This is a genomic window from Gemmatimonadaceae bacterium (genome assembly GCA_036504815.1).
Classification (GTDB): Bacteria; Gemmatimonadota; Gemmatimonadetes; order Gemmatimonadales; family Gemmatimonadaceae; genus PNKL01.
In genome coordinates, this window is the sequence record DASXUN010000005.1 from 25,743 (window position 1) to 41,798 (window position 16,056).

The window sequence follows — 16,056 nt, forward strand, 5'->3', positions numbered from 1 at the left end:
GCGAGCGGGTTCCGGTGGGCCGGCGAGAGGGTCACGATCCCGCCAGATACTTCGTTAACGCCGCATCCACCAGCGCCAGTTCCGTGCCGAAGCGCTGGTACGCGTCGTTGACCAGTCCCGCCTGGCCCATCTTGCCGGCCTTCTCGAGCTCGGCGCACAGCTCCCCGAAGTACAGCGCGCCGACGGAACGCGCCGACGACTTGAGCCGGTGCGCCAGCGCGCCCACCTGGCTCAGGTTCCCGGCATCGTGCGCGACGTGGATCTCCTCGGCGAGCTGTCGCGCCGAGGCCTGGAAGTCGGCGAGGAACTCGCGGATGACGGCCTCATCGTCCCCGACGAGGTCTGCCAGCGCCGACCGACGGACCTCGCCTGGTGTGTACTGCGGCTGCTGGGCCATGGAATTCTCAACTGGAGCCGGAGGTGTCGCCGCCGGCGTCTCCGTGGCGTCGTCCCGGGCCGCGGCGTCGCGAACGTCCGGGGAAATGTAGCGGTTGACGAGTTCCCGCAGTGTCCGTAGCGGTACCGGCTTGGTGAGGTAGCCATCCATGCCCACCGTCGTTGCCCGCGCCGCCTCGCCGCGCAGCGCGTTGGCGGTCAGCGCCACGATCGGGAGCCGCTCGCCTGCTTTCTCTTCGGCGCGAATGGCCTGCGTCAGCGCGTAGCCGTCCATCTCGGGCATGTGCAGGTCGCTGAGCAGGAGCGCGTAGCGGCTGCCGGCGCGCCACATCGCGAGGGCCTCGGCGCCGTTCTCGGCGATCTCCGCGGTGTGACCGAGGAGCTGCAGTTGCTGGAGGATGACCTTCTGGTTCGTGTGGTCATCCTCGGCGACGAGAATCAGTCGGCCAGCGCGGCGGGCCTCTTCCACGGAGAACCGTTCCGGCTTTCGCGCGTCCTCGGGCACCGTCAGTAGCTCGGACGTTTCAAGGCCGTGGTAGACTTCGGGCGACGCGCGGCCGGCAGCCACGGCCGTCGCGCGAATCAGGCGGCGGCTGCGGAGCAACTCCAGGTCGAGCATCACGACATTCGGCACCTTCACGCGCTCCACGCGCCGGCGGCCGCGCGTGAGCGCGACATGGCGCACGTTGTGGTAGTCCGCGAAGTCGGGGATCGAGTCGAGCACGCGCTGGCCATTCAGGTCGTGGAGAATGACGCACAGGCTGCCCAGACGGCCGGCCAGCGTCGCGGCTGACGGTTCGTCGGCCACCACGTCGACGCGCGCACCGGCGAACTCGAGGTAGCGCTTCAGGTCCCTGGCCGGGATGCCGCCGTCGTGCTTGACGATGATGCAGTTGAGACCGGTCAGGTCGTGCGGTACCAGCGCGGGCTTCGACTCGACGACGGGCAGGGGGATCGTCACGCGGAAGGTCGAGCCCGCGCCGGGCGCGCTGGTCACGCTGATCTCGCCATTCATCAGCTCGACGAGCCGCTTGGTGATTGCCAGGCCGAGCCCGGTGCCGCCGAACTTGCGCGTGGTGGACGCCTCGGCCTGCGTGAAGGAGGAGAAGAGCCGGCTGACGGTCTCCTCCGTCATGCCGATGCCGTTATCCACCACGTCGCAGTAGAAGACGGACGGATCGCGGCTGGCGATGCCGATGCGGATCGAGACCTGCCCGTGCCTCTCCGGCCGGCCCGCGCTGAATTTGATGGCGTTGCCGGTCAGGTTGTACATGATCTGCCGCAGCCGCGTCGGATCGCCGCGCACGCGGAGCGGCACCTCGGGTTCCACGAAGAGCAGCAGGTCGACGTCGCGCGACCGCGCCACCGGCAGCAGCGACTCGGTGAGGTCTTCGGCGAGCTGCAGCAACGAGACGTCGGCCAGGTCGATCTCGAGGCGCCCGGCCTCGATCTTGGAGAAGTCGAGGATGTCGTCGATCACCGCCATCAGGGCGTGAGCGGACGACTGGATCGTCTGCACCGCATCCATGTCATGCGGCGGGAGCTGGCTCTGTCCGAGGATCTCGGCCATCGCGATGACGCCGTTGAGCGGCGTGCGGATCTCGTGGCTCATCGTCGCAAGGAAGGCCGACTTTGCCCGGCTGGCGGCGTCCGCCGCTTCCTTGGCCTGGCGCAGGTCATCCTCGGCTTGCCGACGCGCGGTCAAGTCGGTGAGCGTCCCTACGGCGCGCAGGGCCTGCCCGTGCGCGTCGCGCTGCACCACGCGGCCACGCACATAGATCCAGCGATACGAGCCGTCCTTGGCACGGACGCGGAACTCCTCCGAGTACGGCAGGTCCGCCTTGATCGTCGCCACCAGCGTCGCGATGACTCCGTCGCGTTCCTCCGGGTGGAGCAGGCGCAGCCAGTCCTTGACGTCGCGGCTCAATTCACTCGGCGTGTAGCCGAGCATCGTCGCGAACGGGTCGTTGAAGCTGTACCGGCCATGCAGGATGTCCCACTCCCAGACGCCCTCCGACGATGCCTCCATGGCGAAGGCAAATCGCTGATCGCTGGCCTTCACGCGCTCGTACGCCCGTTCCAGCGCGAGGTCCCCGCGGCGCCGCTGGATCACGCTCCAGATGTCGTGGCCGATGATCTCGAGCTCCTGCACATCCGAGGTTTCGTAGTCGGTGTCCTTGTTGCCCACGCCGAGGAGCATCACGACCCGGCCCCCGTCGCGCACGGGGACGGCGAGCAGCCGCCGCAGCGCGACATGCCCGGTGGGGCAGGCCGGAAGCCCCCCGGCCTCGAGCTGGTTGAGGACGATCGGCTCGCCGCTGCGCACGGCATCGGCCCAGGTCCCGGCCGATGACACCGGATAGTGCGATTCGTACAGGCACTCGCACTGCTCCTGCGTGCCAGTCGCCCACGTGCCGAACTCGATGTGCTCCTGGTCTTCGGCGAACAGGTGCAGGAGGCCCACACCGCTCCCGGTGAGTCGCGTGGCCTCGTCGATGCCAAGCTGGAGAATTGCCGCCTCGTCGAGCGTCGCCGCCTTCTGGCTCATCGCGAGCATTGCCTTGAGGCGCCGGTCGGTGGTCTGCAGAATGGCGTTGGCCTTGGCCAGTTCCGCGGTCCGCTCCTCGACGAGGTCCTGCAGGTGGTCGCGCAGGCGGGTCAGTTCCGTCGTCGCATTGACTTCCGCCGTCACGTCCTGGAACGAGCCCACGGCGCGGCGCGGCGCGTCCGCCGCGTCCCGCTCGATGCGCACGCGCACGTGCAGATACCGTTGCGGTCCGCCATCCGGGGCGGCGCGGACAATGCGGTCCACATCGGCGCGCTGGCCAAGGGCCGCCCGCATATGGTCGACGTCGTCGGGGTGGAACAGGTTGAACAGCCACGGCGCCGCATCGCCCGCCGACGACTGCAGTACCGAGGGGTCGAAGCCGAGCACCCGGAGGAAGCCGGGGGAGGTACGTACCTCGTCCGTGAGGAAGTCGTGCGCGAACGACCCGAGCTTGGCGATTTCCTCCGCCTGCTGCAGCGTGGCTTGCACGGCGCGCTGCTCGGTGACGTCCACCCAGCCCAGCACCAGTTCGTCGCCGGCGCGCGAGACGAACCGCTGCACGTCGCGGAACGTGCCATCCTTGCAGCAGATGTGCAGGTCGGGCGACTGCACCGGCACCTCCTCGGAGGACGCGCGCCCCACGTCGTCCGTCCAGACCGCCGCGAGCGTCGCGCGGATCGCCGGGTCCGGGTAGAACTTCGTCATCTGCGCGTCAACCGTCGGGATGTCCTCGATGGTGTAGCCGAAGCGCTCGGTGAACGCGTGGTTGAGCCGCGTGATGAGGCCCGACTGCTCGTGCATCACGTACATCGGAAGCGGCGAGGACTCGAAGAGGCGGCGGAACCGCTCCTCGCTGGCGCGCCGCCGTTCTTCCTCGATGCGGCGCCGTTGCTCGGCGGCCACCGACTGCAGGACGAGCCCGAGCAGACGCGCCACCTCGCCGAGCGTCGACAGGGTCTCGATATCGAAGAACCCGCGCTCCGCCGCGTAGAACACGATGATGGCGACCACCTTGCCATCCACGATCACCGGGAGCGTCGCGCAGGACCCCAACCCATGCTCCTTGGCGAGTGCGTGCCACGGCGCGGTGGACGGATCGTGCGCGAAATCGTTGGCGAGAACGACGCGGGCGTCGCGCACGCACACGCCCGCCGGCCCCCGGCTTGACGGCAGCGCCGGGTCAGTCGTGATGTTGAGCTGCTTGACGTACTCGCTCGCGGAGCCCGCCCACGCCACCGGACGGACGACTCCGGCGGCTTCGTCCACCGCGCCAATCCAGCAGAGACGGAATCGTCCCTCGTCCAGGGCGGCCTGCGTGACAATTTCATACGCCGACTGCGCCGAGGTGGCGGTGAAGAGCGCCTCGCTCGCGCGGTTCAGGAACGCGTAGAGCGCGTTCAGGCGCGCCAGCCGGCGTGTCGTCTCGATCTGCTCGGTGACGTCGCGGACGAAACAGAACAACTGGCCGCCGCCGCTATCCGGGAGATGCGAGGCGCTGATGTCCACCTCGATGACCCCGCCATCCTTGCGACGCCACTGACTGCGGAAGCGCGCGCTCTGCCGGCGCATGAGTTCGCTGATCCAGTCACGAACCTCCTCGGCGGGGACGCTCTGCATCAGGTCGGCCAGCGTGAGCTGCAGCAATTCCGACATGGCGTAGCCCGTCATCCGCTCCAGCGCCGGATTCACGTCGAGCAAGCGGCCGTCGGGCGCCATCAGGATGCTGCCGTCGATGGACGTCGCGGTGGCGGTCAGGAAGCGGGTGGCGAGCGCAAACTGGCGCTGCTCCGATCGGCGCTCGGCGGCCAGCCGTAACACGCGCAGGATCAGCCCCGCGAAGAGAATGAGCACCACCGCGGTCAGCCACGCGAAGATGGTGAACGTTCGCGCCCGCTCGTTCAGCGACGAGCGCTCCACCTTGGCCGTGACGAGCCAGGAGGTTCCCGCGATCCGCACCCCGGCGGCGATCACCGGCACGGTGCGATAATCCAGCCCCGTGACCGCCGAGTCGACGCGCGACGCGTACAGCTTTGCGGCGACGCGTGTCCGGTCGTACCGGCCCAGCCGGATGTGCATCGGCGTCAGGGTGGTGCCGGTCGTTGTGGCCGCCACGACCGAAATTGAATCGCCCTCCAGCTGGTACAGGGCGCTCTCGACGCCGCCGCGCTCGCCAACCACCTGCGCGAGCAACGGCAGCAGGCCGATCGTCGCGTCGCGCACCAGCAGCGCGGCGCCGACGACGCTCCGCGTCGAATCGCCTCCCGCGTAGACGGGGTACCCCACGCCGAGTTCGAGCGACCCGCCGGCGTCGACGCGGAAGGGGAGGATGCGGGCGGTCCGCGCGCGCATGACCGCCGTCAGGAACTCACGGTCGTCCGGACCCGGGAGGTACGTCCTGGGATACCTGACCTTCAGACTGCTATCGACGACAACGATCAGCTTGTATCCGAATGTCTCACGGGTCTGCTCGATGGCCCGCGCCATGCCCAGTTGGGCCGTCGCCATCGGCGAGATCGCGTTGGCCGGATCGAGGCTTCCCCACACCGTGGGGCGCACGGCAAGCAGGCGACCGTCACCCAGGCGCTCGTTGAGCAGGTTCTCGATCAGGCTCCCCTGCGCGCGCGCGATCGCCGCCATGTTCTCGCCGGCGGAACGCTCGAGGCCTCGCGTGTAGAAGCGCACCACCAACGACGCCATGACGATGAGCAGCGCCGTGACGACCGCAAAGCCGATCAACGACGTGCGGACATCGGCGTCACGACGCGAGGCGGGCGCGGAGGAGTTGTCGGGCGTAGGCGTCACGGAAGACGGTTATTCACGCGGCGGAAGCCACCGAGTGTATGAACATCATATGAGTACGCGCGGCGGGCAAGGAAAGAGGTCGCGCGTACCGCGACGGCACGGCGCGGCGGGTTCGCGGGACAACTTGTCCCAGCGGACGGCGGGGCGCATCTTCCCGCGCCATGGAAACGCGCGCATTCGGACGGACGGGATGGCCGGTGTCGTCGCTCGGCTACGGGATGTGGGGACTGGCCAATTGGTCGGGCTCCGATGCGGACGCGGTGTGGCAGGCTCTCGAGGCGGCCGTCGCGTCCGGTGTCAACTTCTTCGACACGGCGTGGGGCTACGGACGTGGTGCGAGCGAGCGGATACTCGGCGAGCTCGTGCGGGCGCACCCCGAGCGGCGTCTCTATACCGCCACGAAGCTGCCGCCCCGGAACCTGCAGTGGCCCTCGCGCCGCGAGTTCACGCTGGACGAGTGTTTTCCGCCCGACCACATCCGCGAATACGCCGAGAAATCGCTGGCGAACCTCGGACTGCCGCGCGTGGACCTCCTGCAGTTCCACGTGTGGGAGGACGGCTGGGCCCGCGACGAACGCTGGCAGCGCGCCATGGATGACCTGCGCCGCGAGGGGCTCATTGGCGCCGTCGGCGTGAGCGTCAACCGCTGGGAACCGGTCAATTGCCTCGACACGCTGCGCACGGGGCTCGTCGACGCCGTGCAGGTGATCTACAACGTCTTCGATCAGGCGCCGGAGGACGCGCTCTTCGCCGAATGCCAGGCACGGGGCGTCGGCATCATCGCGCGCGTCCCGTTCGACGAAGGGTCGCTGGCGGGACAGGTCACGGCCGACTCCGTCTTTCCCGAGGGCGACTTCCGTCGCATCTACTTTGGGCCGGAGAACCTCGCGCCCACCGTGGCGCGCGTGGCGGCGCTGCGCGCCGACCTGCCCGAGGGCGTGACGCTCCCGGAGGTCGCGCTCCGCTTCTGCCTGTCGCACGCCGCGGTGCAGACCGTGATCCCCGGCATGCGGCGGCCGGCGCACGTGCAGGCCAATGTCGCCGCCGTCCAGCGCGGGCCGCTGCCGGCCGAGCTCCTCGCGCGCCTGCGCGCTCATCGCTGGGATCGCACGCCGACGGCGTGGAGTCTCTAGTACAGCGCCTGCATCGCCTGCGCCATCGTCTGCTCGTATCCGCCCTCGATCACGAAGCGGGTCGCCTTCTCACCCGGCGCTTCCAGCGCCCGTGCCGCCTCGTACATCGCGGCCAGCGTGAATTCGTCGCCCGCCAGGTGGCACAGGTACTCCTCGGCCGCCGTGAGATATCCCATCATGCCGGCGCATTCGCAGGGGCAGAAGACCTTCTTCGCCCGGCGCAGCACGTCCTCGTCCTCCGGATTGGGCATGACGAGGTTCTCTGAGCCATTGATCACGCGCAGGCGGTCGTTCGCCGCGCAGAGCGCCACCGTCGCCGAATCGAGCGATCCGCCCGCGGCGTTGAGCACCAGCGCATCCATCGGTTGCCTGAGGAAATCCGCCTTGCCCTCCGCCGGCCAGCACTTCACGCCGCGCGCCTCGAGGGCGGCGCGAATGCTCGCCTTGGCTTCCACGACGAGCGGCGTCGCGCCATCCTCGAGCAGGTGGTCGATGATGTGGAGGCCGATGTTCCCGGCGCCGATGAGGCCGACCACCGCCTGCTTGAGCGGAATGCCCGCCCCCTTGAGCTGCCCGACGAGCATCCAGTAGTTGCCCTCGGCGGTCGGCGCGCCCGTGTCCGAGATGACGCTCCCCTTGTAGTGCGCGTTGAGGTAGTGCAGGGACCCCGTCTTGCCGTCGCTCATCACGCCATGCCCGAGATCCTGGCCGGTCGTGAGGAAGAAGCCGGTCTTCTCCACGTCCTGGAAGCACTCGATGGCGAAGTCGAGCAGCTCACGGTCGCGCGGCTCGCCGACGCGCGAACCGGGTGTCGGTTGCATCACGCACTTGCCGCCGACGATGCGCGAGAAATCGCGCTTTACGTGCGGGCCGCCCACCTTGAGCAGGCGCGACCAGTACACCTTCTCGTCCATCCCGATGGCGAGGTCGATCGCCTCGTGATCCGGATTCCAGCCGGGGATGCTCGTGCGGCTTTCCGGCGCAATGCGGAAGCCGCCCAGCGACAGCATGCGCGACTCCGGCTGCGCGTGCGTGGCGATGCTCAGCGTCCAGGGTTCCGAGGTGTGCTGGTACCGATACACCCACACCTTGGCGGTCGGATGGCGGCCAATCTCCGGCGCCAGTTTCATCGTCTCCTCGGGGGAGAGCACGGTCTTCGTATACGCAGGCATGATTTCGGTTGCGGACATGGGAAACACTAAGGTAGAGGGTGCGCCTGAATTGTCGAATCCTGGACGCGGCAATACATTGGGCAGTCCCCCTATGTCGCTGTCATCGAAACCCCCTGTAGCCGTGTGTGGCGACGTCGCCGCCGGACTGGTCGCGGGCGTCTTCACCGCGACGATGTGGGGACGGTTCTGGACGAGCGCGGCCACTGGCGCGCGCGGCCGTTGAACGGCATCGGCGCCCCGGGGTACGCTTCCCAGATGGCGCCGCGACGACGCCCTGCCCGGGGCGATTGTCGAAATCCGCCCGTAGATGATTGGATGCACTCCCGTTTTCCGTCTCCAGTCCGCCCCCCATGCCCCCCCTGACCGCCCCCAGCGCCGACACCTTCCCGATCAACGGGACGGATTACATCGAGCTCTTCGTCGGCAACGCCAAGCAGAGTTCGCTCTACTACCGTGCCGCGTTCGGATTCCAGCTGATCGGGTACCGCGGCCCCGAAACGGGGTCGCGCGATCGCGCCTCGTACCTGCTCCAGCAGGACAAGATCCGGATCGTGCTGACTACGCCGATCCATCCCGAGGGACCCATCGCCGACCACATCCGGCTGCACGGCGACGGCGTGAAGGACCTGGCGTTCTGGGTGGATGACGCGCGCGACGCGTACGCCAAGGCGATTGGACGCGGCGCCGAGTCGGTGCACGGTCCGGAGGTGCTTGCCGACGGCGACGGCGAGGTCGTGATGGCCGCAATCAGGACGTACGGCGACACCATCCATTCCCTCGTGGAGCGCCGCAACTACCGCGGACTCTTCCTCCCCGGATTCCGCGCCCTGACGCCGGAGTACGCGCCGCCGCCCGTGGGGCTCAAGTACGTGGACCACTGCGTCGGCAACGTCGAGCTGGGCAAGATGAATGACTGGGTGCAGTTCTATTCCAACGTGCTCGGCTTCTTCAATCTCCTCACCTTCGACGACAAGGACATCAACACGGAATACTCGGCGCTGATGTCCAAGGTGATGAGCAACGGCAACGGGCGCATCAAGTTTCCCATCAACGAGCCGGCGACGGGGAAGAAGAAGAGCCAGATCCAGGAGTACCTCGATTTCTACCGGGGGCCGGGCGTGCAGCACATCGCCATGGCCACCGACGACATCATCGGCACGGTCAAGGCGCTGCGCGCGCGCGGCGTGGAGTTCAACCAGACGCCGACGACGTACTACGACAACCTGCAGGCGCGCGTCGGCACGATCGACGAGGACCTCGCCACGCTGCAGGAGCTGGGCATCCTGGTCGATCGTGACGACGAGGGATACCTGCTGCAGATCTTCACCCGGCTGGTGCAGGACCGGCCGACGCTCTTCTTCGAGATCATCCAGCGCAAGGGCGCCAGGGGGTTCGGCAAGGGAAACTTCCAGGCGCTCTTCGAGAGCATCGAGCGCGAGCAGGCGCTGCGGGGGAACCTCTAATGCCCTTCTATCACACGCTCGGCCAGGTGCCGCGCAAGCGGCACACCGTCTTCCGCCGTCCCGACGGCGGGCTCTACAGCGAGCAGCTGATGGGCAACGAGGGCTTCACCGGTCCGTCGGCGCTGCTCTACCACATCCACCCGCCCACCACGGTGTTGACTGTGCGCCGGCTGCGCGATCTGCGCTGGGAGCGGGACATGGACCTGGCGCTGCGCCACCGGCATTTCCGCACGCGCCAGCTCCCCACGGGCGGCTCGCCGACGCTGGATCGCATCCCGCTGCTCTTCAACAACGACATCGCGATGCTCTGGTCGGAGCCCGACGTCGAGGACGCGCACTTCTTCCGGAACGCGCAGGCGGACGAGGTGGTGTACCTCGCGGAGGGCGCGGGGACGCTCGAGTCGCAGTTCGGATTCCTGCCGGTGAAGCCGGGCGACTACGTGGTGCTCCCGCGTGGCATCATGCATCGCTGGCGGTTCACGTCGCCGCCCAAGATGCTGATCATGGAGAGCCGCGGTTACGTGCGGACGCCGAAGCGCTATCGCACCGAGTTCGGGCAGATCGCCGAAGGAGCGCCGTACAGCGAGCGCGATTTCCGACGGCCGACGGAACTGGTGACGTTCGACGAGATGGGCGAGTTCCCCGTGATCGTGAAGCAGTACCACGGGCTCACCGAGATGGTGCTCGACCACCATCCGTTTGACGTCGTGGGATGGGATGGCTTCTTCTATCCGTGGGCGTTCAACATTCACGACTTCGAGCCGATCGTCGGCCGCATCCATCAGCCGCCGCCGGTGCACCAGACGTTCCAGGGTGACGGTTTCGTGATCTGCTCGTTCTGCCCGCGGCCGTACGATTTCGATCCGCAGGCAATCCCGGCGCCCTACGCGCACAGCAACGTGGATTCCGACGAGGTGCTGTTCTACGCCTCGAGCGAGTTCATGAGCCGCAAGGGCATCGAGTATGGCTCCATCACGCACCACCCCGACGGCCTGCCGCACGGCCCGCACCCGGGACGCACCGAGGCGAGCATTGGCGCGAAGCAGACGAACGAGCTGGCCGTGATGATGGATTCGTTCCGTCCGCTGCACGTGGCCAAGGCCGCGCTGCCCGCCGAGGACCCTGAGTATTACCGATCCTGGATCGAGGGCGGGCCGGGGTTCAATCCGCCGACGAGCTGAAGCACGGGGGCGCCGCGTACTCGCGGCGCCTGTAGTTTAAGGGGGACGCTCATCCGCCGTCCGCCATCTGCCATCAGCCATCTGATTTCATATGCCTCGCCTCAGCACCCGTTTCTCGTCACTGCCGCCGTACCTGCTTGCCTCGATTCCGCAGAAGAAGCGGGACCTCATCGCGCGCGGCATGGATGTCATTGACCTCGGTGCCGGCGATGCCGACCTGCCGGCGCCGCCGAACGCCGTCGAGGCGCTCGCCGCGGCGGCACACGATCCCGCGATGTCGCGCTACGGGTTCGGGCTCGGCTTGCCGGCGTTCCGCGAGGCGGTCGCCGCGTGGATGGCGACACGGTTCGGCCAGCACTTCGATCCGCTAACGGAGATTGTGCCGCTGATCGGCAGCAAGGAGGGGATCGCGCACCTCGCGCTGGCGTATCTCGAGCCGGACGACATCGCCATCATTCCCGATCCGGGCTACCTGTCGTATCTCGGCGGCACGCTGCTCAGCAGCGCCAGCCCATATATGTATCCCATCACGCCGCGCACGAGCTTCCTCGTGGACGTCGATGAGATTCCCGCCGAGGTGCGCGCACGGGCGAAGCTGCTTTACCTCAACTACCCGAACAACCCGACCGCGGCGGTGGCCCCGCGCGACTACCTGAAGAAGGTCGTGGATTGGTGCGCCGCGCACGACATCCTGCTCGTCTACGACAACGCGTACAGCGAGATGACGTTCGATGGCTACGTCGCACCGAGCATCTTCGAGATCGACGGCGCCCGCGAGGTGGCGCTCGAGTTCCACTCCCTGTCGAAGACGTACAACATGACCGGCTGGCGCCTGGGCTGGGCCGTCGGCGCCGCGACCTTCACCACGCCGCTGGCCAAGGTGAAGAGCTTCGTGGACACCGGGCAGTTCATGGCCTCGCAGAAAGCGGCCATCGCCGCCCTCGACAGCCATGCCGACTGGCTGCCGGGCAATCTCGCCATCTTCCGCGAGCGTCGTGACGCCGCGGTGGCCGCGTTCCGCGCCGAGGGATTCAACGTCGAGGTGCCGAAGGCGTCGATGTACCTGTGGGTTCCGCTCCCGGCCGGAATCTCGTCGATGGAGTTCCACGAACGGCTGCTGCAGGACGAGGGCGTGGTCGTGCTCGCCGGCAAGGCGCTGGGCGAGGGGGGCGAGGGATTCTTCCGCGTCTCGTTCATCACCTCGCCGGCACGGCTGCAGGAGGCGGCGCGGCGCGCCGGGCGCGTGCTGCGGCGGATGACGAACCAGGGCTGACTCCAGCGGCGCACGTCGCTTTGCGCGGGCGTAACCCGCGGCGTGCGGCTGGCAGTTCCGGCGGCGTCCGCGCAAACTCAAGGACCATCGGCGCGGCCGCATGCGTCGCGCGCCCGGCCCACTCCGTGAGGACTCACTTGTCACGCTTTCGGCATTTCACGCGCCCCCTCGCGTCGCTGTCGTGCATTGCGCTGGCGGCCATCACCGCCAGTGCGCAAAACCCCGCTCGCCAGCCGCAGGCGCCCGCGACGCCGCAGGAGCGGCTCGTCGCGGCCATGCACGGCGTCTCGTCGAACGTCATTCTCGACTATGTGAAGGAGATGACGGACGAGAAGTACGGTGGCCGCCTCACCGGCACGCCCGGATACGATGCCTCGGCGGCGTGGGCGGTGGACCTGCTGCGCGGATGGGGCTATCAGCCGGCCGGCGACAAGGGGACGTGGTATCAGAAGTTCCCCAATCCCTACACGCTGGTGCGGCCCGGGACTGAGCTGTCGCTGCAGCTGCCCCAGCCGGGCGGTGGCAAGATCGTGAAGTCGTACACCTGGGAGACGGAATTCTATCAGGGCTCCACGTCCGACTCGGGGAGCGTCACAGCCGACGCAGTGTACGTGGGCTACGGCGTCACGGCACCGGAACTCGGCTACGACGACTACGCTGGCGTGGACGTCAAGGGGAAGATCGTCGTGGTCGAGCCCGAGGTGCCGATGGGTCCGGGCCCCGACACGGTGCTCTTCAAGAAGTGGCGGCCGTACTCCTTTCACAGCTACAAGATCGAAAACGCGGCAAAGCATGGCGCCGCCGGCATGGTGTACGACTACCACATCGTCAACCCGAATGCGCGCTTCGTGAAGGGCTTCATCCTCACGTACGTCGGCAGTGCGGTGATGAACGACCTGTTCGCGGGGCTGCCCATGTCGCACCGGCAGACCGTCGACCAGATCCGGAATACGCTCAAGCCCGCCTCGCGGCCGTTCGGCAAGACCATGACGCTGTCGAACAACACGCAGCATCACCCCGAGGGGATCGGCTCGAACGTCGTGGCTGTGCTGCCGGGAAGCGATCCCGTGCTCAAGGACGAGTACATCGTGCTCGGCGCGCACCTCGACCACCTCGGCTACAATCACGAGATGATGCCGGGGGCGCACGACAACGCGTCGGGCGTCGCCGTGCTGCTCGCGGCCGCGGAAGCGATTACGAAGGCCAAGGTGCCGCTGAAGCGCAGCGTGCTGCTGCTCCTGTTCGGCGCGGAGGAGCAGGGGGTGGCGGGCTCCGAGTACTACGTGGCGCACCCCGTGGTGCCCAATGCGAAGATCAAGGCGTTCCTCAACCTCGAGAGTGTTGGCCGCGGCGAGATGATTGGCGTGTCGTCGGGCGTGGAATATCCCGAGATCTTCCAGGCGATGGAGCGCGCGAACACCCAGTACGTGCATCGCGCGATGCGCGCCTCTGCCAATCCGAACCTCGCCCGCCCGCGCCAGGATGCCGCGCACTTCCTGTGGGCCAAGATCCCGACCGTGTCGATCGGCGTCGGCGGCGCGCCGCCGCTGCCCTACGCGTCGTATCACACGACCAAGGATCGCTGGCAGATCCTCACCCCGGAGATCATGGAGGATCTCGGGCGGATCACCTTCCTGGCGACGGTGGATCTGGCGAACCGGTAGCGTTGACGACTCGGACGATGGCCGTGGCCTGCCAGGTCACGGCCATCGTCAGCGCTGTGTCCGTGTTGCACGTTTACTTCGTGATTGAGCGGGTCGCGCGTCGCGCGGCCTGTCTGCTGCCCCCAACTGCCACCGCACCACCGGAGCATTCATGCGCCGATCGTTCGTCCTGCTCGCCGCCGCGTTCCCTCTCGCCGCCCAGCAGCCTGCGCCAGCGGCGGCGCCTGCCGCCCCCGTCGCGCAGGCCAGTCCCCGCGCCTTCACCCCCAACGACTGGTACAAGGTCACCCAGCTCAGCGCGCCGGCCATGTCGCCCGACGGCAAGCTGGTGGTCTTCACCGTGACCACGGTCGTCGAGAAGGACAACAAGCGGCACAGCGAAGTCTGGGGTGTGCCAACGGCCGGCGGCACGCCGGTGCGCTACACCGCGCCGGGGTACGAGAGTTCGAATCCGCGCTTCTCGCCCGACGGCAAGTACCTGTTCTTCACGTCCAATCGCCCCGGCGGCCGCGGCAACACGTGGGCGCTGCGCATGGATCAGCCGGTGGGCGAGGCGTTCCAGGTGGAAGACTATCCCACCGGCTCCGTCCCGAAGGACAAGAGCTTTGCCGTGTTCGATGCGCTCGCGGACACCACGGGTGGTGGCGGCGGTGCCCGCGGTCCGGGCGGACGTGGCGGCCCCGGGGGATTCGCGCTGCCGGCCGGCGGCATCGCGCCCAATGCGATGGCGTTCCCGCCGTACGGCGCCATCACCAAGCCGGTGGATGAAAAGCGGTTCGACGGCCGCCAGATCGTGAACTTCCCGTATAAGGCCAACGGCATCGGATTCATCCCCAACCCGCGCGAGGCACGGCGCGTCCGGCCCTTCCAGATCTTCACGCAGAAGTTCGACGGCTCCAAGCGCGTGCAGGTGACCGACACGCGCTACTCGCACGCGCGGGTGACCGTCTCCCCCGACGGCAAGTGGATCGCCTTCATCGCCGACGCGCAGCTGCGCCCCGACAGCGTGGTGCAGCAGATCGCCGACTCGATGGCCAGGCTGCCGTACGACGCGCTGCGCGACGAGGCACCGCGCAACGACCGCGACATCTACGTCATCCCCGTCACCGGCGGCGAGCCGCGCAAGGTGGCCTCGCTCCAGGGCGACGAAAGCGAACTCGACTGGTCGCCGGACGGCAAGCGGCTGCTCTTCATCAGCCGCGCCGAGCGCACCAAGAACGCGCGCCTGATGCTCATCGACGCCGTGGGCGGCGCGCCGGTGAACCTCACCAACGGCTGGCAGTACGAACCGGCCAGCGCCGAGTTCCTGCCGAACGGCGACATCCTGATGAGCGCCGACATCGGCGCCAAGACGTCGCTCTTCACCGTGAATCCCAAGACCTCGCAGATGCGCGAGACGATTGGCGGACGGCGCGTGATCCGCGGCTTCGCCCGCGACGAGAGGGCGACGCAGGTGGCCTTCATCGCGACGAGCGTCAACTCGCCGACGGAGCTGTACATCGCCGACCTCGACAGCCGGAAGGACGGGAAGAACGACGGCAAGAACGAGCGCAAGCTGACCGCGTTCAACGACCAGGTGAACGCCGAGATCGCCTGGAGCGACGCCGAGAAGTTCACCTTCCAGGGCGTCGGCGGGCTCACGGTCGAGGGGTGGGTGATGAAGCCCTTCGGCTACCAGGCCGGCAAGAAGTATCCGCTCGTGCTCTACATCCACGGCGGTCCGCACTCGCGCTACGACGAAGGGTGGTTCGACGAATTCCAGAATCTCGCCGGCGCCGGCTTCATGGTGCTCTACACCAATCCGCGCGGCTCCAGCGGTTCGGGAGCCGACTTCACCTTCAGCACGCGCGGACGCTGGTTTGCGGAGGACTTCCAGGACCTGATGCAGGCCACCGACATCGCCGCACAGCGCGCCGACGTGGACAGCACGCGGATGGGCGTCACCGGCGGCTCGTACGGCGGCGTGATGACGGCGTGGGTGACGTCGCACACCAATCGCTACAAGGCGGCCGAGGCTGACCGCATGATCAGCAACTGGTGGTCGTGGTACGGGGCGAGCGATGCGCAGGGACTCACCGAGTTCGAGTTCTACGGCAAGCCGTGGGAAAACCCGGCGATGTACGACTCGCTCTCGCCCATCCGCCACGTGACGAAGGTCAAGACGCCGACGCTCATCGTGCAGAGTGAAGAGGATCACCGGACGCCGATGGCCGACGCCGACCAGTGGTTCATGGCGCTCAAGAAGCAGGGCGTCCCGGTGGAGTGGGTGCGGTATCCGCGCTCCAATCACGACCTCTCGCGCACCGGTGAGCCCTGGCTGCTGGTCGATCGCCTCGGCCGCCTGCGCCAGTGGTTTGCGCACTGGCTCAAGCCGTGATGATCTGAGACTTGGCGGCACGGACAGCGGGGTCCCCCACGGCTGTT

At 67.9% G+C, this 16,056-nt stretch carries 8 protein-coding genes; 6 read left to right on the top strand and 2 right to left on the bottom strand.

Annotated features, from left to right (window positions below; genetic code table 11):
* Positions 1–31 precede the first annotated feature (31 nt).
* Positions 32–5,746, bottom strand: coding sequence for a GAF domain-containing protein (locus VGJ96_03005; protein ID HEY3286070.1), 5,715 nt, complete (start codon positions 5,744–5,746; stop codon positions 32–34).
* Between the two features lie 161 nt (positions 5,747–5,907).
* Here VGJ96_03005 and VGJ96_03010 point away from each other — a divergent pair, with 161 nt between their 5' ends.
* Complete coding sequence (locus VGJ96_03010) at positions 5,908–6,879, top strand: aldo/keto reductase (protein ID HEY3286071.1); 972 nt, start codon at positions 5,908–5,910, stop codon at positions 6,877–6,879.
* Here VGJ96_03010 and VGJ96_03015 read toward each other — a convergent pair.
* The gene (locus tag VGJ96_03015; protein HEY3286072.1) at positions 6,876–8,069 is read right to left on the bottom strand and encodes a hypothetical protein; all 1,194 of its coding nucleotides are present in this window, start codon (positions 8,067–8,069) and stop codon (positions 6,876–6,878) included. The two genes, VGJ96_03010 and VGJ96_03015, sit on opposite strands and share 4 nt — an antisense overlap.
* A 332-nt stretch (positions 8,070–8,401) precedes the next feature.
* Here VGJ96_03015 and hppD point away from each other — a divergent pair, with 332 nt between their 5' ends.
* The 5 genes from hppD to VGJ96_03040 all read left to right on the top strand — a co-directional run bounded on the left by hppD (position 8,402) and on the right by VGJ96_03040 (position 16,009).
* Positions 8,402–9,514, top strand: a complete 1,113-nt coding sequence (gene hppD, locus VGJ96_03020; GenBank protein ID HEY3286073.1) for a 4-hydroxyphenylpyruvate dioxygenase — start codon at positions 8,402–8,404, stop codon at positions 9,512–9,514.
* Positions 9,514–10,695 carry a homogentisate 1,2-dioxygenase gene (locus VGJ96_03025; GenBank protein ID HEY3286074.1) on the top strand — a complete coding sequence of 394 codons (1,182 nt, stop codon included), beginning with the start codon at positions 9,514–9,516 and terminating at the stop codon, positions 10,693–10,695. Before hppD ends, VGJ96_03025 begins: the two co-directional genes overlap by 1 nt.
* Positions 10,696–10,786: 91 nt before the next feature.
* Complete coding sequence (locus VGJ96_03030; GenBank protein HEY3286075.1) at positions 10,787–11,968, top strand: aminotransferase class I/II-fold pyridoxal phosphate-dependent enzyme; 1,182 nt, start codon at positions 10,787–10,789, stop codon at positions 11,966–11,968.
* Between the two features lie 137 nt (positions 11,969–12,105).
* Positions 12,106–13,632, top strand: coding sequence for a M20/M25/M40 family metallo-hydrolase (locus VGJ96_03035; GenBank protein ID HEY3286076.1), 1,527 nt, complete (start codon positions 12,106–12,108; stop codon positions 13,630–13,632).
* A 151-nt stretch (positions 13,633–13,783) separates the two neighbouring features.
* Positions 13,784–16,009 carry a S9 family peptidase gene (locus VGJ96_03040; GenBank protein HEY3286077.1) on the top strand — a complete coding sequence of 742 codons (2,226 nt, stop codon included), beginning with the start codon at positions 13,784–13,786 and terminating at the stop codon, positions 16,007–16,009.
* Positions 16,010–16,056: the final 47 nt, after the last annotated feature.